The 23,794-nt window shown below is 54.3% G+C and carries 17 protein-coding genes, 7 tRNA genes and 2 riboswitches; all 24 genes read left to right on the top strand.

The window, feature by feature from the left end:
* Positions 1-43 precede the first annotated feature (43 nt).
* The 24 genes from KDN35_RS04890 (at position 44) to KDN35_RS04775 (ending at position 23,723) form a co-directional block, all read left to right on the top strand.
* Positions 44-119, top strand: a tRNA-Phe gene (locus tag KDN35_RS04890).
* 19 nt (positions 120-138) lie between these two features.
* Positions 139-214, top strand: a tRNA-Thr gene (locus KDN35_RS04885).
* A gap of 12 nt (positions 215-226) precedes the next feature.
* Positions 227-301 (top strand) — tRNA-Gln (locus KDN35_RS04880).
* Positions 302-308: 7 nt separating this feature from the next.
* Positions 309-384 (top strand) — tRNA-Lys (locus tag KDN35_RS04875).
* A gap of 73 nt (positions 385-457) precedes the next feature.
* Positions 458-540 (top strand) — tRNA-Leu (locus KDN35_RS04870).
* 137 nt (positions 541-677) lie between these two features.
* Positions 678-753 (top strand) — tRNA-Gly (locus KDN35_RS04865).
* Between the two features lie 45 nt (positions 754-798).
* Positions 799-875, top strand: a tRNA-Arg gene (locus KDN35_RS04860).
* Positions 876-1,103: 228 nt separating this feature from the next.
* Positions 1,104-2,057 carry an AAA family ATPase gene (locus KDN35_RS04855; protein WP_212132248.1) on the top strand — a complete coding sequence of 318 codons (954 nt, stop codon included), beginning with the start codon at positions 1,104-1,106 and terminating at the stop codon, positions 2,055-2,057.
* 14 nt (positions 2,058-2,071) lie between these two features.
* Positions 2,072-3,280, top strand: a complete 1,209-nt coding sequence (locus KDN35_RS04850; protein ID WP_212132247.1) for a DUF58 domain-containing protein — start codon at positions 2,072-2,074, stop codon at positions 3,278-3,280.
* A gap of 4 nt (positions 3,281-3,284) precedes the next feature.
* The gene (locus KDN35_RS04845; protein WP_212132245.1) at positions 3,285-5,510 is read left to right on the top strand and encodes a DUF4129 domain-containing transglutaminase family protein; all 2,226 of its coding nucleotides are present in this window, start codon (positions 3,285-3,287) and stop codon (positions 5,508-5,510) included.
* Positions 5,511-5,530: 20 nt separating this feature from the next.
* A riboswitch (purine riboswitch) is annotated at positions 5,531-5,632 on the top strand.
* A gap of 173 nt (positions 5,633-5,805) precedes the next feature.
* Entirely contained in the window at positions 5,806-7,344 is a 1,539-nt protein-coding gene (gene guaA, locus KDN35_RS04840; protein ID WP_171567586.1) for a glutamine-hydrolyzing GMP synthase, read from the top strand.
* An 82-nt stretch (positions 7,345-7,426) separates the two neighbouring features.
* A riboswitch (purine riboswitch) is annotated at positions 7,427-7,528 on the top strand.
* A gap of 116 nt (positions 7,529-7,644) precedes the next feature.
* Positions 7,645-9,015, top strand: a complete 1,371-nt coding sequence (locus tag KDN35_RS04835) for an NCS2 family permease (RefSeq protein ID WP_171567585.1) — start codon at positions 7,645-7,647, stop codon at positions 9,013-9,015.
* A 291-nt stretch (positions 9,016-9,306) separates the two neighbouring features.
* Positions 9,307-9,795 (top strand): 5-(carboxyamino)imidazole ribonucleotide mutase, encoded by a 489-nt coding sequence (gene purE / locus KDN35_RS04830; RefSeq protein ID WP_171567584.1) that lies wholly within the window; start codon positions 9,307-9,309, stop codon positions 9,793-9,795.
* On the top strand, positions 9,792-10,952 hold the full coding sequence (gene purK / locus KDN35_RS04825; RefSeq protein WP_171567583.1) for a 5-(carboxyamino)imidazole ribonucleotide synthase: 1,161 nt from the start codon (positions 9,792-9,794) through the stop codon (positions 10,950-10,952). The genes purE and purK overlap by 4 nt, the downstream gene beginning before the upstream one ends.
* On the top strand, positions 10,945-12,240 hold the full coding sequence (gene purB / locus KDN35_RS04820) for an adenylosuccinate lyase (protein ID WP_171567582.1): 1,296 nt from the start codon (positions 10,945-10,947) through the stop codon (positions 12,238-12,240). The genes purK and purB overlap by 8 nt, the downstream gene beginning before the upstream one ends.
* 592 nt (positions 12,241-12,832) lie before the next feature.
* Positions 12,833-13,366, top strand: a complete 534-nt coding sequence (locus KDN35_RS04815) for a TlpA family protein disulfide reductase (protein WP_212132244.1) — start codon at positions 12,833-12,835, stop codon at positions 13,364-13,366.
* Between the two features lie 7 nt (positions 13,367-13,373).
* Entirely contained in the window at positions 13,374-15,176 is a 1,803-nt protein-coding gene (locus KDN35_RS04810; protein ID WP_349290956.1) for an ABC transporter ATP-binding protein, read from the top strand.
* Positions 15,164-15,730 (top strand): MauE/DoxX family redox-associated membrane protein, encoded by a 567-nt coding sequence (locus KDN35_RS04805; protein WP_171567415.1) that lies wholly within the window; start codon positions 15,164-15,166, stop codon positions 15,728-15,730. The genes KDN35_RS04810 and KDN35_RS04805 overlap by 13 nt, the downstream gene beginning before the upstream one ends.
* A gap of 25 nt (positions 15,731-15,755) precedes the next feature.
* Positions 15,756-16,301, top strand: a complete 546-nt coding sequence (locus tag KDN35_RS04800) for a TlpA family protein disulfide reductase (protein WP_171567416.1) — start codon at positions 15,756-15,758, stop codon at positions 16,299-16,301.
* Positions 16,302-16,310: 9 nt separating this feature from the next.
* Positions 16,311-17,003 (top strand): ABC transporter ATP-binding protein, encoded by a 693-nt coding sequence (locus KDN35_RS04795; RefSeq protein ID WP_171567417.1) that lies wholly within the window; start codon positions 16,311-16,313, stop codon positions 17,001-17,003.
* Complete coding sequence (locus tag KDN35_RS19840; protein WP_249178921.1) at positions 17,000-21,142, top strand: FtsX-like permease family protein; 4,143 nt, start codon at positions 17,000-17,002, stop codon at positions 21,140-21,142. Before KDN35_RS04795 ends, KDN35_RS19840 begins: the two co-directional genes overlap by 4 nt.
* Before the next feature lie 218 nt (positions 21,143-21,360).
* Complete coding sequence (locus KDN35_RS04785; RefSeq protein WP_249178920.1) at positions 21,361-21,861, top strand: sigma-70 family RNA polymerase sigma factor; 501 nt, start codon at positions 21,361-21,363, stop codon at positions 21,859-21,861.
* A 150-nt stretch (positions 21,862-22,011) separates the two neighbouring features.
* Positions 22,012-22,710 carry a response regulator transcription factor gene (locus KDN35_RS04780; protein WP_171567419.1) on the top strand — a complete coding sequence of 233 codons (699 nt, stop codon included), beginning with the start codon at positions 22,012-22,014 and terminating at the stop codon, positions 22,708-22,710.
* A complete protein-coding gene (locus tag KDN35_RS04775; RefSeq protein ID WP_212132239.1) occupies positions 22,707-23,723 on the top strand; it encodes a sensor histidine kinase in 1,017 nt (338 codons plus the stop codon). The genes KDN35_RS04780 and KDN35_RS04775 overlap by 4 nt, the downstream gene beginning before the upstream one ends.
* The last annotated feature ends 71 nt before the right edge of the window (positions 23,724-23,794 follow it).

The following is a 23,794-nucleotide window of genomic DNA, read 5'->3' as shown; positions in this document are numbered from 1 at the left end:
GATACTTTCCTCGGATCATAATGGCGCACCGAGAACCGCTTACGGTTCGGTAGCTCAGTCGGTAGAGCAGAGGACTGAAAATCCTCGTGTCGGCGGTTCGATTCCGTCCCGAACCACCATTTCCTTTCATAGGATTTTGCCGGTGTAGCTCAATTGGTAGAGCACCTGACTTGTAATCAGGGGGTTGTGGGTTCGATTCCTATCGCCGGCACCACGTATCACGCATTGGGGTATCGCCAAGCGGTAAGGCAACGGACTTTGACTCCGTCATTCCTAGGTTCGAATCCTAGTACCCCAGCCATTTTCATGAGCCATTAGCTCAGTTGGTAGAGCATCTGACTTTTAATCAGAGGGTCGAAGGTTCGAGTCCTTCATGGCTCACCAGTTTTTACAACCCCACAAGTGAGCAATGTACTTGTGCATCATCGGTTTGCTTTGCGGGGACCCCATGACGCATGCGGGTGTGGCGGAATTGGCAGACGCACCAGATTTAGGTTCTGGCGGGAAACCGTGGGGGTTCAAGTCCCTTCACCCGCACCATAGCAGATCGGGAAGGTTTGCGAATCGTGCAAGCCTTTTACACTGTGATGCAGCATGTTCCAGTATCTTCTTTTGGAAGATTTGCCTGTGAGAGCTGTGCTGTACTGGATCTTTCCATTACTCATCCTGAATACCATGCGGACGTAGCTCAATTGGTAGAGCGTCGCCTTGCCAAGGCGAAGGTCGCGGGTTCGAGACCCGTCGTCCGCTCCATTATTTCTGCTCTCTGTACGTGCGTCGGAGAGACATCTTGCTTATGTGCCCTTAGCTCAGCTGGATAGAGCGTTTGACTACGAATCAAAAGGTCGGGAGTTCGAATCTCTCAGGGCACGCCATAACATTGCATATCGAACCGCAGAGTAGGAGAACTTCCTACTCTTTTTTTCTATAAGCGGTTTCTCAATTTTACAACTATTAACGTTTTTTTCCTTGTCACTGCCAAGCTAATCCAGTACGTTAGGAGTAGATTTTTTCGACTAAAGTCGCGGATGGTCATGGACAAGCTGTCAGGCCATTGCGATTGCCGTACTGGACGATAACACGGGAACAGGAGTTGTGTCACCATGAATCAAATGAAATTGGAACAGACTCACCCTGCTGTGGAGAAATTGATTGGGAATATCGAGAACGTGTTGATTGGCAAACGGTCGATCATTGAGTTATGCGTGACGGCCATCTTGGCAAACGGCCATGTATTGTTGGAAGACGTTCCGGGCGTGGGCAAAACTATGCTGGTCCGTGCGTTGGCTCGCTCGATCGGGGGGGACTTCAAACGCATTCAGTTTACGCCTGATTTATTGCCGACGGACGTGACGGGCGTGGCGATCTATAATCAAAAAAGCATGGAATTTGAGTTTCGCCCCGGTCCCATCTTCGCCAATGTGATTTTGGCCGATGAAATTAACCGGACATCGCCCAAAACCCAGTCGGCCTTGCTGGAAGCAATGGAAGAACGCTCGGTCACGGTAGACGGAGTGACGTATCGGTTGGCGGAGCCATTTTTCGTTATGGCGACGCAAAACCCCCTGGAGTACGAAGGTACCTTTCCGCTGCCGGAAGCGCAGCTGGACCGTTTTCTCCTGCAGCTTCGCCTGGGCTATCCCACAGTGGACGAAGAAATGCGCATGCTGAACCGCTTTGCTGCAGCCAATCCGCTGGAACAGCTGGAGCCGGTGATGACTGCGGACGATCTGGCCGAGCTGCAGCGCCAGGTCACCGCTGTCAAGGTATCGGAGTCGGTCAAGGAGTATATCGTCCGCCTGTGCCACCGGACGCGCGATCATCACCAGGTCTACTTGGGCGTCAGCCCACGGGGCGCGCTGGCGCTGTTCCGAGCTGTGCAGGCGCTGGCGTTCGTACGCGGACGGGATTACGTCATTCCCGATGACGTGAAGGAACTGGTGCCTGTGACCTTTGCCCACCGGATCATTCTCAAACCGGAAGCGCGTCTGGAAGGAGCGACAATCGACCGGATTCTGTCCGCGATCCTGTCGGAAACTCGCGTGCCGGTCAGCTAGAGGCGGTGACGCGTATGAAAGAATTGATATCCGGGAAGAGCAAGGCACTTGTGCTGATCGCGATCACGTACGCGTTTGCCAAGTTTCAAGGCGGATTTGCCAGTTGGTTTTTGTTCTACAGCTGCCTGGTATTTTTGGCGTACGAAGTGCTTGCCTTTTCCCTCATGTTTACCGGCCTTGAAGTTGAACGTGAAATCGATCGTTCGCGCCTGCAAGAAGGAGAGGACGTGATCGTGACCGTCCGGCTGAAGCGGAGGATTTGGTTTCCGCTGGGGTGGAACATGGTGATCGAACCTCTGCCCGAACGGCTGGCCGGTGTGTATGAGCCGCACCGTCAGCTTGTCTTTCCCTGGTTCAAGCGCAGCGTGGAGTTTCGCTACGTCATTCCGGGACTGCCGCGCGGCTACTATCACCTGGAAGCATGCGTCATCAGCGGCGGCGATTTTTTCGGGTTTATCGAGCGGCGGCGAACGTTCCCCCTCTCCAACGACTTATTGGTCTATCCCCGCTACCGGGAGCTAAACAGCTGGTCGTTGGGAGACGGCAACTTCAGCGGGACGATTCACGTCTCGCACCGCTATTCGGATGATGTTGCGGCAGTGCGGGGCGTCCGGGACTATCAGCGCGGCGATCGGATGAGCCAGATTCACTGGCGGGCGTCGGCCAGGGGAACCGGGCTGAAGACAAAGGAATTTGAGCACCAGGCGATGAACCAGGTCGTGTTTTTTCTCGACGTGGAAAAAGAGCATTATCAGAACAAGCCGTTCCAGCTGTTTGAAACAGCAGTCAAACTGACCGCCAGCCTGACCGCGTACGCCAACCGCAACCAGTATCACTACGGATTGGTGTACAAGCAAAAGGATCGGGTGGCCATTCCGCCGGCCTGTTCTCCGACGCATTTTTTCCGGGTATTTGACCAGTTGGCCCGCGTCATGCCGGAGGGGACGGACTCGTTTGTCCGCATCCTTCGTCGGGAAGCGCTGGAGCAGCCGCCGGGCGTGACGCTGACAGTGATCACGGCCTGCCTCGACAAGGAGCTGGTCGACCTCCTGACCCGGTTGTCCCATCGAGGCCGGCGCGTCCAACTGCTGTATGTGCACGACGATCCTTTGTTGTCGCTCGACGAGAAGCAGGCCCTGCGGCTGCTGGCATCAGGCAGGGTCACCTGCAAGGCGGTGCCGATGAGCGATGTCGAAGAATGGAAGCGGATCGGAGGTGCGTGACGTCATGAGCGTATGGAAGCGACCCAAAGGATTTGAGTGGATCGCGGCTCTGCTCTTGTTTCTGATGCTGCGGGAGTGGCTGCTGCCGCTTCAGGAGCTGACTGACACCGGCACCCTGGCGCCGTTTTTGGTGATTGCCGCTGGCGTACTGCTGATGGACCTGGTGGTGCCGTACCGCTGGCTGACGTTTCCGGTCAAGCTGGTGGGCCTCCTGGTGATTTTGCACAGCAGTTTTTTTGCCATCTCGTTTTTCGACGGGCAATGGCTGAGAGAGCTGTTTGTCCGGGTCGTTCACGACCTGCCGCTGGCGCTTCAACAGGAGTGGACGGCCATGACGCCGCTCTCGCGCAATGCGCTGTTTGATCTGCTCCTCGTGGTGTTGATTTCGATGCTGTCGTATCTGGTGCTGGAACAGCGGCAGGGGCTGTGGTTTGTCTTTCTGACCGAACTGTACCTGGCCGTGCTGGATACGTTTATGCCGTATGAAGCAGACGGGGGGATCGTCCGCACCCTTGTGTACGGATTTTTGCTGTTGGCTGTCACCCAGCTGCTCGTCATGTCCAACAAGGCGCCCATTACCGGCGGTCGGCGCTGGACGCTGTGGAAATCCTTGTTGGCACCAGTGCTGATTGTGGCGGTCACGGTCGGCATCGCCAACGCGGCGCCGAAAAAGGAAGCTTCCTGGCCGGACCCGATCGCGTTTTTCACTGGACAAAAGGGCGGTCTTGGCGACGGGTTGATGAAAAAGGTGGGGTACGACAACAACGACGAGCACCTGGGCGGTCCGTTTACGATGGACGAGACCGTGGTGTTCATGGCCATCACCAATGAGCGCTCCTATTGGCGCGGCGATTCCAAAGACGTGTATACGGGGAGCGGATGGAAAAAAAGGGACGGGGAGTTCGACGAGATCCTGACCCCGAAATCGTATCGATGGAATCACGCGCTGTTTGAGGGGATGGAGACGAAAGAGGTAAAGGCTTCGCTGGAATTTCAGGGGCCGAAGTTTCCGACCGTCTTTTACCCGGGACAGTTGAAACAACTGACGGACTACACCCCGTCGAAGGCGACGCTGGTGTACGACAAGGAACATCAGCATGTGGAAGTGCGGAACGGCACGATCAGACTGGTGAAGCAGTCCGGAAGAGGAGCGGCGGTGGGCCCCCATACGCAGATGTTGAATCTGGACAATTACCAACTGGTGGCGGAAGTGCCGATCATCAGTGAAAAGGCGATGATCCAGGCGGGCACCGACTATCCCGAAGCGATCAGGCAGCGCTACCTGCAGCTTCCCGACAGCCTGCCGCCGAGAATCCGCGATCTGGCCCAACAGGTGACCAAGGACGCGAAAACACCGTACGAAAAAGTGCGGGCGATCGAGAATTACCTGCGCACCAGCGGAGAATATAAATACGAGACCAAGGATGTGCAAATGCCCGCACCGGGCGAGGATTTTGTCGACCAGTTTCTGTTTGAGACCCGCAGGGGGTACTGCGATCACTTTTCCACCTCGATGGCCGTGATGCTGCGGACGATCGGCATTCCCGCCCGCTGGGTAAAAGGCTTTGCTCCCGGTCATCGGGTCGGCAGCGACGGCAACGGGAACGAACTGGTGGAGGTGCGCAACAAGGACGCCCACTCCTGGGTGGAAGTGTACTTCCCGGGTCACGGCTGGATTCCGTTTGAGGCGACCAGCACGTTTGTGTCGCCGATCCGTGTAAAATACGACCGGCAGACGACGGAGCAGCAAGCGCCGCTCCCGCTGCCAGACCTCGGCGGAACAACGGCCGAGGAGCGGAGAAACGGACGGCTTGACGAATTGGAAGGATCAGTCAGCACCTCTGGCTCGTCGATTGACATTCCGTGGCAGGTGTACGCGTTTGGACTGGGACTGCTGGCTGTGGCCGGGGCGGTGGCCTGGAAGCGCAGGCGGCACTTTGCGGTCTGGTGGCTGCAGCAGCAGATGAGCAGCTATCCGAACGACAGGTACGAGGATCGCTACAGGCTACTGCTGCGTTTGGTGGAGCACCTGTACAGCCGCCGCCGACAGGGGGAAACCCTGCGCGAATACGTCAGCCGCCTGGTCATCTCCGGCGACAAGCGGCAGGACTTGTGGTACCTGACCCATGTGTACGAGCGCATGCTGTACGGCTATAAGGATATCGAAGCCAAGGCACGCTCGGTGGCGGAACAAGTGATCGAACGGCTTACCCGTCAACTGAAACCTTGAACATTCACCCGCAGTCTGTTAGAATGTCCTTCAATGAGACTCGTATAATCTCAGGGATAGGGCCTGAAAGTTTCTACCGCTCGACCGTAAATCGAGCGACTACGAGGAGAGGACTTCGGATTTTTGTACATGCAACCGCACAAGTGTACACAAACTGGGACTCTGCCTCCGCGTCGGTAAACCGGAGGCGACAGTCCCGGTTTTTTTGGGGCCGGACCTTAGCGGGCCGTACATCCGAGGGCAGGGTGGAAACTTCCGGTGACAACCTGGCGTAAACAGGATAAGGAGGATATACATGGACAAGCCAATGGAAATGGTCGTCGTTCTGGATTTTGGAGGGCAGTACAATCAGTTGATCGCGCGGCGTGTTCGCGACCTGGGCGTGTACAGCGAGCTGCTGCCCTACAATACGCCGGTGGAAAAAATCAAGGAGATGCAGCCGAAGGGGATTATATTCTCCGGCGGGCCTGCCAGCGTGTACGAAGAAGGGGCGCCCAAGGTGGACCCGGCCATTTTTGATCTGGGCGTGCCAGTGCTGGGCATCTGCTACGGCATGCAGTTGATGAGCCACATGCTCGCCGGCAAGGTGGAGCGCGCCGGGAAGCGCGAGTACGGCAAGGCTGAGCTTCGCCTGCAGCAGCGACACAGCCTCTATGACAAGTGGGACGAAAACGAAATCGTCTGGATGAGCCACTCCGACAAAGTGGTGGAGCTGCCGGAAGGGTTCCGCGTGGATGCGGTCAGCGACAGCTGTCCGGTAGCGGCGATCAGCAATCCGGAGCGCAAGCTGTACGGCGTTCAGTTCCACCCGGAAGTGCGCCATACGGTAAAAGGAAACGAGTTTATCGCCAACTTCCTGTTTCATATCTGCGGCTGTGAAGGCACCTGGAGCATGACCACCTTTATCGAGGACGAAGTCAAGCGCATTCGCGAAACCGTGGGTGACAAGAAAGTCCTGTGCGCGCTGAGCGGCGGGGTCGACTCCTCCGTCGTGGCGGCATTGATTCACAGAGCGATCGGCGATCAGCTGACCTGCATGTTCGTGGATCACGGCCTGCTGCGCAAAGGAGAAGCGGAAAGCGTCATGGAGACGTTCGCCGAGAAGTTCAACATGCGCGTGATCAAAATTGACGCACGCCGCCGCTTCCTCGACAAGCTGAAAGGCGTCACCGATCCGGAGCAGAAGCGGAAGATCATCGGCAACGAATTCATTTACGTCTTTGACGAAGAAGCGTCCAAGCTGACCGACATGGAGTTCTTGGCGCAGGGAACGCTGTATACCGACATCGTGGAAAGCGGAACGGCAACGGCCCACACGATCAAGTCCCACCACAATGTGGGCGGTCTGCCGGAAGACATGAAGTTCAAGCTCATCGAACCGCTGAAAACCCTGTTCAAGGACGAAGTGCGCAAGCTGGGGACCGAACTGGGCCTGCCGGACGAAATCGTATGGCGCCAACCGTTCCCGGGACCGGGTCTGGGGATTCGCGTCCTGGGCGAAGTAACGGAAGAAAAGCTGGAGATCGTTCGGGAATCGGACGCCATCCTGCGAGAAGAGATTGCCAAAGCGGGCCTGGAACGGGAAATCTGGCAGTACTTTACAGCGCTGCCCGACATGAAGAGCGTGGGCGTCATGGGCGACGTTCGCACTTACTCCTACACGGTGGGTATCCGCGCGGTCACCTCGATCGACGGCATGACGGCTGACTGGGCGCGCATTCCGTGGGATGTGCTGGAGAAAATCTCCACCCGCATCGTAAACGAGGTAGAGAACGTCAACCGCGTCGTGTACGACATCACCTCCAAGCCGCCGGCAACCATTGAGTGGGAATAACCGGATATTAATCGATAAGGAAAAATTAACGTTCGTATTTTCCGTTGACATTAAATATTCTTCCTGATACACTTCTCGTTGTGAACAGGTAAGGAAGAAGGTTCGTATAATCCCGGGAATATGGCTCGGGAGTTTCTACGAGGTCGCCGTAAACGGCCTGGCTACGAACGAAACGTCAACGGGATGCGTCTGCAGATCTTATCATTCTGTTTTGCCCGGTGTGTTTTGTTCGGAGTCGAGGCGTTGTTTGCGCCTCGACCTTTTTCATTTGCCGCAAACAATACTTGGGGGGTCTATTCGGTGCGGAAGTATTTTGAATTTGACAAGCTGGGCACCAACTACCGCCGCGAGACAATCGCCGGCATAACCACGTTTTTGGCCATGGCCTACATCCTGGCTGTCAATCCGTACATGCTCAGCGGGGCGGACCTGCCGCCGGAGCTGAAAGCGAACTATCCGGAATTCGGAGCCGTCTTTACCGCGACTGCGCTGGCAGCCGCCATCGGGACGCTGGTGATGGCTTTTGTCGGCCGTCTGCCGATTGCGCAGGCGCCGGGCATGGGGCTGAATGCCTTCTTCACCTACACCGTCGTGCTGACGATGGGCATTCCCTGGCAGCAAGCGCTGGCCGGCGTATTTCTCTCCTGCTCGATTTTCCTGCTGCTGTCGCTGACCGGCATCCGCGAAGCGATCGTCAACTCCATTCCGCAGGGGCTGAAAAACGCGGTATCGGCCGGGATCGGTTTGTTTATTGCCTTCATCGGACTGAAAAATGCCGGTATCATCGTCGACAACCCGGCAACATTCGTCTCGCTCGGCCATCTGACGATACAGGAAGGCATGAAACCGGAAGAGATTTTGGCTGTGAAAAACGCGCTATTGGCCGTATTTGGCCTGATTCTCACTGCGGTGCTGATGTCCCGCAAGGTGAACGCGGCCATTTTCATCGGCATGCTGGTGACCGCCATTGTCGGGATGTTCTTTGGGCTGGTCAACCTGCCGGAGAAGATCGTCTCCATGCCGCCGAGCCTGGCACCTACGTTCGGCGCTGCGTTCCAGTACCTCGGCGATTTCTCCGCGCTGTTCAGCATGAAGATGCTGATCGTGGTATTCACGTTCCTGTTTGTGGACTTCTTTGACGCGACCGGTACGCTGCTGGGTGTGGCCAGCCAGGCAGGTCTGTTGAAAGACGGCAAACTGCCGCGTGCGGGCAGCGCCCTCGCTTCCGATGCGATCGCCGGGATGGCCGGTGCGGTGCTTGGCACGTCCACGACGACCAGCTACATCGAGTCGGCTGCGGGTGTAGCCGCCGGCGGACGGACCGGATTTGCCTCCGTGGTCACGGGTGCGCTGTTCCTGCTGGCGCTGTTCTTCTCGCCGGTACTCGCGGTTGTCACGCCTGCGGTAACGGCTCCGGCACTGATCATCGTCGGCGTGCTGATGGCGTCGCACATGGCGAACATCGCCTGGAGTGAGATGGAGGAAGCGTTCCCTGCTTTCCTGACGATTCTGATGATGCCGCTGACCTACAGCATCGCGTCCGGGATCGCCGCCGGATTTATCGTCTACCCGATCACCAAACTGCTGAAAGGCAAAGGCCGCGAAGTGCATCCGGTGATGTACGTGCTCTTCTTCGTATTTTTGGCGTACTTCATCTGGCTGCGGGAATAGAAACAGCATCACAAAGACTGTCGGCGCCTCGGCGCGGCAGTCTTTTTTTGCGTGAGATTGCGCAACGGATATCCGATATTGATCGATTGAACGATTAAAAACGAATGTTTTGATATCATGAAATTATTAACGTTCGGAATCAAGGTTGACAGGCGATCGCTCCCCCTGTTACACTGAAGATGTTGATAAGCGTGAGATCCATACTAGCCAGCCCAGGCGATGAGCGGCCAATGCGCGGCCGATGTCGTTTGGGTTTTCTTCTGACATTGACAGAGAGGAGCGAAGTGTGTCATGGTCAAACCGTTGGTGGGTGTCATCATGGGCAGCACGTCGGACTGGGAGACAATGAAGGACGCCTGCGCGATTTTGGACGAGCTCGCAATCCCGTACGAAAAGAGAGTGGTGTCGGCGCACCGCACGCCCGACCTGATGTTTGAATACGCCGAGAGCGCCAAAAGCCGCGGCCTTGAGGTGATTATCGCGGGAGCGGGCGGCGCTGCCCATCTGCCCGGGATGGTGGCGGCCAAGACGGAACTGCCGGTGATCGGCGTACCGGTCAAATCATCCAGCCTGAACGGTTTGGACTCGCTGCTCTCGATCGTACAAATGCCGGGCGGCGTGCCGGTGGCCACCGTGGCGATCGGCAAGGCAGGCGCGGTCAACGCCGGATTGCTGGCGGCCCAGATCCTCGGCATCAAGTATCCGGAGATCCAGGAGCGGTTTGTCGCCAGACGGGACGCGATCCGCAAGAATGTGTTGGAGGCAAGTGAATTGGCATGACGAACAGAACTCCGATCAAACCAGGCGCAACCATCGGGATTCTCGGCGGCGGCCAGTTGGGGCGCATGATCGCGTTGGCCGGCCGGGCCATGGGATACCGTTTCGTCACAATGGACCCGACTGAGGACGCGCCCTGCGGCCAGGCGGCCGACCGGCAGATCGTCGCCCGCTACGACGACGTGGATGCGGCCATGCAGTTGGCGAAGATCAGCGATGTGATCAGTTACGAATTTGAAAACGTGGACGCGCGCGTGGCGGAAGTGCTGGAAAGCCAGGCCTATGTCCCGCAGGGCAGCCGTCTCTTGCGCATCACCCAGAACCGCATCCGCGAAAAGACGGCGATCGCGGAGCTGGGGATTCCGGTGGCGCCGTTTCGCGTGATTGACTCGCTGGACAGCCTGCGGGCGGCGATTGCCGATCTGGGTCTGCCGGCGGTGATGAAAACAGCTACCGGCGGCTACGACGGCAAGGGACAGTGGGTCCTGAGAAGCGAAGCGGAGCTGGCCGAAGCGTATGATACGTTGTTCAAAGCGGGCACGGAACTGATCGTGGAACAGTTTGTGCCGTTTCAACTGGAGTTGTCCGTGATCGCGGCGCGCAATCCGTCCGGCGAGCTGGCCGTTTTTCCTGCGGCGGAAAATGTACACCGGGAGAACATTCTGCACCTGTCCATCGTGCCGGCGCGGGTGCCGGACGACATCCGGCAGCGGGCGGAAGCGATCGCCCGGACCATCGCCGAACGGCTGGACGTTGTCGGCCTGATCGCGGTCGAGATGTTTCTCACCGCAAACGGGGAACTCTATGTAAATGAGCTGGCCCCCCGTCCGCACAACTCCGGCCACTACACGATGGATGCCTGCGTCACTTCGCAGTTTGAGCAGCACGTGCGGGCCGTGTGCGACCTGCCGTTGGGCTCGACGGAACTGCTCTCCCCCGTGGTCATGGTCAACATCCTCGGGGAGCACCTGCAGCCGGTGCTGGACCGCATCGACCAGCTGCCGCGGACGGCCAAGCTGCACCTGTACGGCAAACACGAAAGCAAGCCCAAGCGAAAAATGGGGCATATAAACGTGCTGGCGCCCAGCGTCGAGGAGGCGCTGGCGCAGATTGATCGACTGGAAATCTGGACGAACCAAGCGGAGGTAAACCATGATTGATCGTTATACGCGACCGGAGATGCGCGCCATCTGGACCGAAGAAAACAAGTTCAAGGCGTGGCTGGAAGTGGAACTCCTCGCCTGCGAGGCGTGGGCCAAGCTGGGCGTCATCCCGGAGGAAGACGTGAAAAAGCTGCGTGAAAATGCCGGCTTTGACATCAAGCGGATTTACGAAATCGAAGAGGAGACGCGCCACGACGTCGTTGCCTTCACCCGCGCCGTCTCGGAAACGCTGGGCGAAGAAAAGAAGTGGGTGCACTACGGCCTCACCTCCACCGACGTGGTGGACACGGCGCTCTCCTACCTGCTGCTTCAGGCCAACAAGATTTTGGAAAAGGACCTGGAGGACTTTATCGCCATCCTCGCCGACAAGGCGCGCGAGCACAAGGACACCGTATGCATGGGACGCACCCACGGCGTGCATGCGGAGCCGACCACCTTTGGCCTGAAGCTGGCGCTCTGGCACGAAGAAATGAAGCGCAACCTGGCTCGTTTCCGCGCGGCGAAGGAAGAAGTGGCGTACGGCAAAATTTCCGGAGCGGTGGGCACGTACGCCAACATCGACCCGTTTGTGGAGCAGTACGTCTGCGAAAAGCTGGGACTGAAACCGGCCCCCATCTCCACGCAGACCCTGCAGCGCGACCGTCACGCCGAGTACATGGCGACGCTGGCGTTGATCGCCACGTCGCTCGAAAAGTTCGCGACGGAAATCCGCGGCCTGCAAAAGAGCGAAATGCGCGAAGTGGAAGAGCCGTTCGCCAAGGGACAAAAGGGTTCGTCGGCGATGCCGCACAAGCGCAACCCCATCGGCTGCGAGAACATCTCCGGCCTCGCCCGCGTCGTGCGCGGCCACATGCTCTCCGCCTACGAAAACGTTCCGCTCTGGCATGAACGCGACATCTCCCACTCCTCGGTGGAGCGCGTCATTTTGCCGGATGCGACGCAGCTGTTGAACTACATGCTGCGCCGCTTCATGAACATCGTGAAAAACCTGACCGTCTTCCCGGAAAACATGAAGCGCAACATGGACCGCACATTTGGCCTGATCTACTCGCAGCAGGTGATGCTGAAGCTGATCGAAAAGGGCATGAGCCGCGAGCAGGCGTACGACACCGTGCAGCCGCGCGCCATGCAGGCGTGGGAGGAACAGCGTTCGTTCCGCTCCATTCTGGAAGAGGACCCGACCGTGACCGCCACGCTGACCAAGGAAGAGCTGGACGACTGCTTCGACTACCGCTATCACCTGAAGCACGTGGATACGATTTTCAAACGTCTTGGACTGCTGTAATTGCTGCAAGCTGCGCATACAAACGCTCCCGGCAGGAAGCCGGGGGCGTTTTTTTTTTGTTATTCGCTTGCGAAAGTCTTCAGTCAGTCAAAAAATACCCTTCATATTCCTTATTGTTGTTGATGACAGTAAATTAAGAAATAACTCTATAATGCGAAATAATAAAAACATTATATGGAAAATATCAATTGACAGAAAATAAAGAATTAAATAACATACAGACAAGGAGGTGATTGGGAATGTTTCAAAAAATTTCAAATTTGTTTGGGGTAGCTCCTATGTACGAAGCTTGCGACAGACCTGGATTCATCGGTGGCCCCAAATATGTATGCGAGTTGGCCACTTGGTCTGACTGTTTCTCGGATTACGGTACCAAAACGTATATTAAGTACACGTATGACACGAGAAGCGGTGAACGATGTGAGGAAACTAAAGTGAGATGCTGCTAACCATTTCATCAGCAAAGATCAGAGTTCATAGCGCAAACGCCATCAAAATACTTGTGTGGTAGTGGAAAAAGGAGGCCTTTATGAAGGCGACCTCCTTTTTCCACTATCTATGAGCAGACACATATGTTCAGGTGGGGGATGTAATGATTATTACTTCATATATTGTCTTGGCTTTAGGATGGGGGATCCTGTCGGCTCAAATCGTTATGTTCCTCAAAAAGCTAAAAATGGAGATCTCCTTTCTTCCCCAAGCGCGTTACCGGTCGAAGCCCATTCAACAATCAGTTGGGAAATCGATTGGTGACATGTTGGCTTTACCGGCTGCCGTAAAAGATAAGATATCTGTTCTGTTAGTATCATCGCCGACTTGCCCGCCTTGTCATGAAGCATTGTCCGAATTTTTGCGCGAGAATGAAAGATGGCAACTACCGTTTGCTTGTATAACAGAAGCAGATGAAGCGGAATACTTTCAAAAATTTTATGACGACTATAACCGTTTTGTGGATATTATACCATTTTACAGAAAGAATCTGAAACGGCTCGGTATCACGAAATTCCCTACATTTCTTGTCATTAACCAAGAGGGAGTCGTACTTCGCGAATTTTTGCTGGTTCCTTATTTGATGAAATACCTGGCACAAACCATTGGCAAAACAGGTGCAGGAAATGAAAAGTAGTTATCTTGTGAGAGCGATTCAATTCGTGTGGCAAAGAGGAAAGTGGTGGATGATCGCATCCGTCACATTAAGTATTGTAAACGGTTGCTTCCCGTTTCTAACTTTGTGGATTTCAAAAGAGTTAATTGATGAAGTCACTCGTTTCATCCAGAGTGATACATGGGAGTATGTTGCTCTGGTCTGGTTGCTGATCGGACAATTTTCAATTACAGTTCTTTCATCTTTAAGCAAGAATATTAAGGAATATTTAGATAAACAGATGGTATATAAAGTAGAATTTGACGTTCAGCACATGATATTGGCAAACACCTCGTCAGTTCCCGTCATGTATTTTGATCTGGCAGAATATCACAATCATTTGCAACGGATATCGGGGGGAGGATCAAGATTTTTATCACCTGTACGAACCATGATTGATATGTTTGAAGCTGCACTCAGTTTGTGTTCGTACGCGGCCTTTTTGATTGTAATTCATTGGAGCCTTTTGCTTGTAAGTCTTTTAGCGACAATTCCCATCTTTTTGGTTCAAGCAAAATATAGTCAACTCAGATACCGTCTCCATGTAAAGCAAAACCCGGTAGCCCGTGAGGCGGAATACTATAAATACCTGCTGCAGGATCGAACATCGGCGAAGGAAATTCGGTTGTTTGGATTGGCTTCCTTCTTTCTCAATCGATGGATTGAAAAATTTGTACAGAATGCGAGCGAAACGCTTCGATTGGAAAGGAGGCAGCAGGGGGCAGAGGTTGGCATGGAGGCTGTTTCGTCCTTTTTTTACATGGGCATGGCAGTTGCTCTGATATGGTTGGCACGCACAACGAAAATGAGCATTGGCGATTTCATTGCTATTATCCAGGCGATACAGGGAACACAAGGAACATTGAACCGTATCTCCACGCTTCTTGCAAAGTTGTATGAAGAGAAGTTGTACATCAAAGATTTTTATCAATTTTTTGAGATTAAGGAACCGCGCATCGAGATTAACAAGGGTCAAGAACCATTTCCTACTCCCATCCAGAGGGGAATCACGTTTGAAAATGTTTCGTTCCGCTATATTCATGGTGACCGGGATGTTTTGTCCAATGTTTCCTTTCATATTAATCCCCAGGAGAAGATTGCCATCATAGGGCAAAATGGGTCGGGAAAAACCACGTTGATTAAATGTCTAATGGGCTTGTACCCCCCTCTTCACGGACAGATTAAAATAGATGGAAAAAATATCTTTGACATTGACCAAAAACAATTGCTGAGTAACATTACAGTGATTTTCCAGGATTTTATTCGATATCATTTAACGGTTCGAGAGAATATTGCAGTTGGCGATATTAAGAGAATGGATGATTGGGAGAGGATTCAGGCCGTTGCAAAAGTAAGCGGAACAGACTCCTTCATTCAACAATTCGCGCTAGGATATGAGACACCCTTGGGCAGACTACTGGTGGACGGAGAAGACCTCTCAGGTGGGCAATGGCAAAAAATAGCATTAGCGCGAGCCTTGTTTCGCGACAGTCAAGTAGTGATTCTAGACGAACCGACCGCTTCGCTCGACCCAATAGCTGAAATGGAAATTTTTCAAAACTTTAAACTCCTTGCTGATAAGAAAATCGCCATTTTTATTTCGCACCGGATGGCAGCATCCAGAATGGCCGACAGAATTATTGTCATGAAGGAAGGAAAAATTGTGGAAATGGGTACACATGAAGAGTTGATGGAACTCAGGCAAGAGTATTACCACATGTATACCATGCAGGCACAATGGTTTTCCGCAGAAAGCGAATACACGAAGGAAGTGGTAGGATGGAGGAACTGAGTTTATTTGCACGAGTGATTCTGGGAACCCTGTTTTTGAGTACAAGTGTCACGAAATTCCGAAAAAAGGAGGAGCATGTAGCCACTGTTATCAACTACCGAATCCTCCCTCCTTCTCTCGCATATCCGTTTGCACGTGCGGAGATGGCAACAGAATTGGCGGCAGGGATTCTGTTATGTGTCGGTTTGTTTCAACAGGCTGCTGCTTTGCTTTGCATATTGCTTCTGGCCGTCTACTCGTGCGCGATCGCAATAAATCTCGTGCGTGGGCGCAGGGAGGTATCTTGCGGTTGTGGCGGTATTGCAGGCAATCACACCCTGTCCTGGTGGCTTGTGTTGCGCAATTTCACTTTGATGATAATGGGAGGATGGCTTTTCCTTTATCCGTCTGCGTGGGTAAGTACGGACAACTTGTTGAGAGGAGAGCCTTTCAAGCTTTTTTATCCACGAATCTTTGAAGTCGTGATTGTTTCATGGTTGGTTGTAATGATGGTTATCATCTCCAATCACCTTTGGGAATTATCAAAACGAATCAAGAGCTTCCGGAGAAGCTAGCTTAACTCATGCGGGGAGTGGAAGTATGGATAACAAATTGGTAATCTCAAATCTTTTATTATGGGTGGTCGTCTTTATTCAAACCTTTATCCTGTTCGTTTTTGTTCGTCTGGTTGTCCAATTTTTAAATCGTTTTCGGCTGGGGGACATCCGGTTAGAGCCGCAAACTTTAGCCAAAGGAGACAAAGCGCCTTTTTTCCGGGAAAAGGATCAGCATGGGCAAATCGTAAGAATGCCGGATGAACAAGAAAAAAATACGTTGATGGTATTTACAAACGACATGTGCGGAACATGCAAACACGTGGTACCTGAATTAGCTCATGTAAAAAGACATTACACCGATCTCAGAATTGTTGTTGTGTCCAATCCAATCTACTACGAAGAAGGCTTGCAGGTGCCAGATGGTGTTCATCTCATTCGTTCGGATGGACTTATGAATACATACCTGATTCATTCGGTGCCAACCGCGATGCTGATCGACCGGGAAGGAATCATTTTAGCCACCCAATCCGTTTCCAGTTACGAGAATATTATGGACATGATTGGCCTATCGTCTGAAAAAGTAAGCTAGGGGGAACCAATGAGTACAGCCATCACACTTGTGGACGTGGAAAAAACCTACCATGGTGACGGTGTGGTTACCCGAGCGCTTCAATCCGTCACCTTGACGCTGGACAAAGGACAATTTACCGCAATTCTCGGCCCCTCAGGGTCGGGAAAAACGACATTGCTTACCCTGATCGGCACGCTTGACCGACCGACGGCTGGAACGATCAGATACGGTGACGTGGACGTTCTGGCATTGAAGGGGAAGCGAATTGCCGATTTCCGTTTTGAGCACATCGGGTTCGTGTTCCAACAATTTCATCTATTGCCCGCGTTGACCGCGCTGGAGAACGTGATGGCACCGTTGTTTTCGCGAAAGGTTTCCTATGACAAAAAAGCGAGAGCACGGGAACTGCTTGCCTGGGTGGGGCTGGAGGCCAAGAGCGATGCACTGCCGTCCCAATTATCGGGCGGGGAACAGCAGCGCGTGGCGATTGCCCGTGCATTGGTCAATCGTCCGGACTGGCTGCTTGCCGATGAACCGACTGGCAATCTGGATACGAGAAACAGTGAAAACATCGTGAAACTGCTGCGAACCTATCAGCAGGAGCACGGTAGCGGCATTGTCTTGATCACGCATGATCAAACCTTAGCTGATCAAGCGGATCGGATCATCGAGATGCGCGATGGGCGAATCGTGTCCGATTCCGGGAAGGAGACGGGATGATTCGGTATATTTGGACACAGTGGTGGCGTCACCCCGAACGCTTTCTCCTGCTGCTGGTCGGGATGTTGGCCGTCAGTTCCGTTCTCAGTTACTTTATCGGCGTTACGGAGAGCAGCAGCGGCACGACCCACGATATTTTGCAAAAGCGCTGGAAGGCGACCTATCATCTGGTGGTTCGTCCCCCGGATACACGCAGTGTCACGGAACGGGACGGGCTATTGGAACCCAACTATCTGAGCGGTCTGCACGGGGGAATCAGCCTCGCGGATTACGAGGCGATCAAAAGAATGCCAGATATAGAAGTTGCCGCACCGCTGGCCCCTATCGGATACGACAGGCCCGTTTTTTCGTTTGGGAAGATCAGCAAGCCCAAACAACCGGGAATCTATCGGCATGTTGTGGAGGTATATGCCAACGATGGTGTACAACCCAATCTAATGATGCAACAGACAAGGTATTACACCGTCGGCCCTTGGAGCATGCCGACCGATTGGGAACAGGCGCTGCGTGACTATGGGGTGGAATCATGGATACTAGATGTGGGCGGAGGAATCAATCAACAACTGCTGGTTGTTGGCATCGATCCTCAGGCAGAAGCGGCGTTGGTCGGATTGGATCAAGCCGTCTTGCCGATAGGGAAAAGCCGGTATTTTACGGAACAGGACAAAGTGACAACGATAAATGTGGGAGACGGACGAAAGGTGATGCATCTGCCCATCCTGATGAGCAGCAGAATGGACAGCGACCTGAAGGTTACTTACAGGTACGAACGCTTGGATCTCCCGTTTGCGACGAGTGAAGATGCCAACCGGACGATGGAAGAGGTGAAGAAGAACGGAGGGGTTTCCTATCTGCACCAACAAAAAAGCGCTGGAGAACGGCTGGAATATGAGTTTGACTCTCGGCAGATGCACCAATTGATTATGGCCAGTTTGTCGGGCGTGGACCCTGAAACGGGACAGCCTTTTTCACGCGATGATCACGGTGGCCAGTCTGCCTCTCTCGGTGGACTAATTTTGGAAAAGCCTTCTTCGCTTTCCCTGCGAAAAGTGAGCAGTCCTTACCCAGAACGCTGGCCTTACGGGTACGAGGCGATACCGGTGCAGCCCCATATTCCGGCAGAACTTCAGACATACTTCTTAATGAAGCCCGAGCGATATCCCAACTCCTTTCGCTCCACCCATTTTTTTGTTGATTGGAAAAACCGGAAAATAACCCCTTACTGGATAGGGTTTTACGATCCCGAAAAGTTGCGTATTTCCAAAGAACCGGACAGCGAGCTGCCCATGGAAACCTATCGGCCCGCTACTGGGCGGTTGGTGCTGGACAAAAACGACAAACCATTAAATCCCCCGGTACAGGTGAAACCGACTGACAATCCGTTTGGACTTCTTACCAGTCCACCTCTGCTGTTGACTACCTTGGAAGCGGCAGCAGAGGTGTTGGGTGACAAACCGATTGCCGCGATTCGGCTGAAGGTAAAGGGAGTGCAGGAGGTAAGTGAAGAGAATAAGGAAAAACTAGAATTATTGGCGAAAGAGATCGAAAACAAGACAGGATTGATCGTCGATATCACCCTGGGATCGTCTCCCCAGCCCGTTCTCGTTCACATCCCGAAAAACGGTACGTACGACGAGTCGGGGTGGATGGAGCAGTTTTTTATCAAGCTTGGGACGGCTTTTACCCTGGTTCAGGAGACGAAGCTGGGCTTTTCCGGGGTGATTGGTATCGTGATGCTCATAGCTGTTGCCTACGTGTTCGCCACCAATCTGGTTACGCTGTACGCCCGGACAGACGAGTTCGGTCTGCTGCTTGCTGTCGGCTGGCGGCCCGGACGCGTGGCGGGCATGATGTTTGTTGAGGCGGCCCTGTTGGGGGGAGGGGCCGCGCTGGTTAGCTGGGCAATCGCGGGATTTGCTGTATGGCAGCAACAAGCAGCGGTGCCGGTGTGGCGTATTTTTTTCATCGGTTTGTGCGGTCTGGTCATTTATGTGCTTGCGGCGATTCCGGCTGCATGGCTAGTCCGCAAGATAACGCCGCACGTAATCATGCGGTATGGCGAGATGCGTCCCGTGACTCGACGGACCGTGCGGGTGAAGGGAACGTTTTCTCTGGCCTGGGGCCATTTGTTGGCAAGGTATCGCCGCAGTCTGTTGTCCGTCTTTTCCATGGCGGTGCCCACCTGCTTTCTGGTCTTTTATGAGTTTGTCACGAACCGCCTGCAGGGAGTTCTGTACACGTCGTGGCTGGGGCAGTATGTGGCCGTTGAGATCGGGGATGTCCATTACATCGCGATGATACTCGCCTTGGCACTGGCTGTGCTGACAACGGCGCAGATCATGTGGCAAAACGTCATGGAACGAAAAGCGGAACTGCTGTTGCTCAAGGCCGTCGGTTGGCGCAGCGGGGCTATTTTTCGCCTGATCGTATGGGAAGGGGTGATGTGCGGACTCCTCGCTTCCGGATGCGGGCTGGCTTTGGGATGTGCCTTGATTGCGTGGATGTACCGTCAGTTGCCCGGCCTCGATGTCCTGTGGCTGATGGGGGTCGGCTTGATTCCGATATTGGCAGCCCTCCTCGGGGCTCTTTTTCCGGCGGTAATGGCGATGCGCCTAAGGCCGGCCGCAGGCATTCGCGGATCACAACGAAATCGTCAGCGTACGGAACGGAAGCTGCAGTTGACGATTGCGGTGCTGCTGGTTTCCAGCCTGTTAGGAGCTGCAATCGGCACGACCCGGTTGTGGCAGATGAATCCCCGCCAGGAGGCAGATATATCGATTTCTGCATACGCACCCAATCAGTCAACAGGGGACGGAGCCAAAGACAGACCGGGCAAGGTTAGCGATCTGTCCGGATTTGATCCCCGTCCGGTTCCAGACGGGAGCAAAGGAACGTACCAGTTGGCTTTTCACATGGATCACAGCGGGAAATTTACGGCTGAGGCGACGATTGTGGTGGAAAACCATTCGCCGGATACCTGGGATCGCTTGCTGTTTTACTTTATTCCCAACGCGTTTACCAACGCCAACAAGCCCCATACGGTAAAGGACGCGGCCGACGTGAAGATCGTCAGCCTCCACCTGGATCGGCAGAAAACGGATTACCAGCTTACACATGATACGCTCACCATTCCCCTGACGGAGGGGATGGCACCGGGCGAAAAGCGGGAAGTACGCATCTCGTACACGTTTACGGTCCCGAAGGACGGAATTCGTTTCGCCAGGAAAGGGCAACGCTATTACCTGGCCCAGGCCTATCCGATGCTGGCTACGTACCACAATGGATGGAACAAACAGGATTTCCGGATCAGCAGCGAATCCTATCATACGGGTCATGCTGATTTTACCGTTTCCTATCACATTCCAACAGGGTATCTGTTCGTCAGTTCGTCTGATCAAGATCCGGTTGAAGCGACAGAGACGGGGCAGGTGACCATTTCTCGCGTCAGAGAAGTGTTTGCTGCGGTCGTAAACGGCCTTACCTCCGTTTCCGACAACGTAAGCGGAGTACAGATTCGCGTGTTTGGCGAGGAAGTGAACAGGGGGAAAATGGAATCGGTGCTGGCAGCCGCCAGGGAGGCCGTGCCGTTTTTCATCAACAAGATCGGCAGCTATCCCCATCGGCAACTGGACATCATGCTGGACGATGGCGCCAGTATGGAGTATCCCGGCATCGTAACCGTCGCTCCGCAAGACGACCTTGCATCATTGAGAAAAACGGTCGTTCACGAGATTGCCCATCAATGGTTCTACGCTGTTGTGGCAAACGACCCCTATCACGAGGGCTGGCTGGACGAGGGCATAACCGAATTCGCGGTCTCTCTGTTCTTGCTTGGTCACGACAAGATGACAGAGGAGGAGGTTTTCGCTCGAGCCAACCGGGCTGGTGAGAAGCCGTCCAATCTGCCGCTGGACCAGTATGACGGCGAAACCTACGGAGCGTTTTACGTCGTTCCGCCACTGCGGCTGTGGGAGTTGGTCTCCAAGTACGGCGATGTGGAAGAAGGCTGGCGTTTTCTTCGCGCGTATTACGAGAGATATGCCTATCAACAGGTGGACACCAAGGAGTTTATCCGGTTTGCGACGACCTATTTCCCGGTGACAGAGACGTATTTTTCCTCCTGGCTCAAACTGCAGTAAGGATGAAAGATGGCCAACCCAGATGTTTGCCCCCTGATTGCGTTTTGTTTTGGAGCAGATAGCTTTGACTTCGTTGCTGGCCCGTTTCCCACCTTACAAAAATGTAAGGTTCTTGAAATGTAACCCGATAGCTCGGGCAGCCGCCTGCTTTTACAATAAAGACAAATCAATTGCAAACCTTGATGGGGAAACGGGAGAAAACCATGAACACCACAAGCATGCAAAAACAATGGAATCAGCAGCGCATTTACGAAGAGTATTCCGCCAGTATTTACAGGTATTTCCGCTATCGCGTCAAAAATGTCTGGGACGTGGAGGATTTGACGACCACCGTGTTTATCAAGGTGTACGCCAAGCTGGACCAGTACGATGGGCGCCATCCGTTTGGCGCCTGGATTTATCGCATCGCCCACAATACCCTGGTTGACTACCTGCGCAAAAAGCGGGAGTGCCCGGTCGACACCGAGATGTTTGCGGCGATGAAGGCAAAAGACAAGCTGCCGGAAGAGCGGGTGCTGAGCCGGGAATCCCATGACACGCTGTGGGAAAACGTGCGGACGCTGTCTGCAGACCAACGCCGCGTCATCTCGCTGCGCTACCTGGCCGGCCTGAAAATGAACGAAATCGCGAAAGTCCTGGGCAAGTCGGAAGCGTCCGTGAAGATTCTGCACTTCCGCGGCATCCGCAAACTGCAAAAGCTCATGGCTGCCCAAGGATAGGAACCCCCCGAGGGATGGACGACAGCGCCATCCCTTTTTCGTGTGCCCGGCAAACGCGCAGGCAAATCCGGCGGGACCCGTCTATTTACTGCCGCTGGAAGTCTTTTGGTATAGTACAAACTAGGGAGTATAAGAGCGAGGTGTATGCCGATGTCGACCATCATGATCGTGGAAGACGATCCGAAGATTACGAAACTGCTGCAAAACCAGTTGGAGAAATACGGCTATCACGCGGTTACGATCGAACACTTTGACCGGGTGATGGAGGTGTTTGGCGAGGTGAAGCCCGACCTGGTGCTGCTGGACGTAAACCTGCCCAAGTACGACGGGTTTTACTGGTGCCGGCAGATTCGGCAGGTGTCCAACTGCCCGATTCTGTTCATTTCTGCGCGGGAGAGCAAGATGGACCAGGTGATGGCGCTGGAGAACGGTGCCGATGATTACATCACCAAGCCGTTTGACTACGATGTAGTGCTGGCGAAAATCCGCAGCCAGCTTCGCCGCGCCTACGGGATATACGCCGTTCAGGAAGGGGAGCGGACGGTGGAGGTAGCCGGGCTGAAGCTGTTTCCGGAGCGGATGGAGCTGGTGATCGCTGACAGAAAAGTGGAGCTGAGCAAAAAAGAGGCCCTGCTCCTGGAGGCGCTGATCAACCAGTACCCGCGTATCGTCAGCCGCGAACGCCTGCTGGAGAAGCTGTGGGACGAGCAGTTCGTGGATGAAAACACATTAAACGTGTACATTACGCGCGTGCGCAGCAAGTTGAAAGACCTGAATCTGGACGGAGCGATTGAGACGGTTCGCGGCTCCGGCTACCGCCTGCGGGTCACCTGGGAGGACGGACGATGAGGCTGTTTTGGAAAGACCAGATCGTCTTTCTCGTGTTTTTCTTTGTCCAGTTGGCATTGCTGGTGCTCATCTTTGCGCTGGCCGGCTACTGGAACCCTTTGCTGACCAGCTACGGGGTGTTTCTGTGCGCGTTTTTTGCCGGCAGCTACCTGGTCATCCGCTACCTGTTGAACCGGCAGGTCTACCAACGGCTCAGCAGTCCAATCGAATCGCTGGAGGAGTTGAACCAGCACCACGGCAACGCCGCCCTGGGACGCGCGGTCGACCAGACGTTTCAGGAATTGTACCGGCTGTTTAAGGGACAGCTCCACGCCTACGAAGCGAAGCAGCGGGAGCACACGACGTTTATCCAGCAGTGGGTGCACCAGATGAAAACGCCGATCTCGGTCATTCACCTGCTGTTGCAGGATGACCCCGATCCGCGGGCGGAGAGTGTCCGCGAAGAGGTGGACCGGATCAAGCGTGGACTGGAGACGGTCTTGTACATCGCCCGGCTGGACCGGTTTGAACAGGATTTCCTCATCGAACCGGTTGTGCTTAGGCAGTTGGTCCAGGCGGTGGTGTCGGAGAACAAGCGAATGTTTATCCGCAATCAGGTGTATCCCGAAGTGAAGGTGGACGAGCGGTTTACGGTGGAGTCGGACGAGAAATGGCTGTCGTTCGTCCTGAATCAACTGCTGACCAACGCCGTCCGTTACTCCGCGGGCAAAAGCAGCAAAGTGGCCATCCTCGCCTACTCGCGCGGAATGGATGTGGTCCTGGAAGTGCGGGACAACGGTATCGGCATTCCCCCGCAGGACGTCCACCGCGTGTTTCAGCCGTACTTTACGGGGGAAAACGGCCGCCGCTACCCGGAATCGACCGGCATGGGGCTGTATTTGGTCAGGGAAATCTGCGGCCGCCTGCATCACAAGGTGGAACTGGACTCAAAGGTGGGGGAGGGCACGTCGGTGCGCATCGTCTTTTCTGCCGTCGTCCCAACCTTACAAGATCGTAAGGAGGATGAAAGCTAATTCGATAGCTTGACAGCGCGCGTGTCCGTATAGTGGGAAGTGTGGAAACAGAAGACTGCATGGGAAAATCT

The sequence above is a fragment of the Brevibacillus sp. NL20B1 genome (assembly GCF_018195675.1).
GTDB lineage: Bacteria > Bacillota > Bacilli > Brevibacillales > Brevibacillaceae > Brevibacillus > Brevibacillus aydinogluensis.
This window is presented reverse-complemented; position numbering and strand designations above follow the sequence as displayed.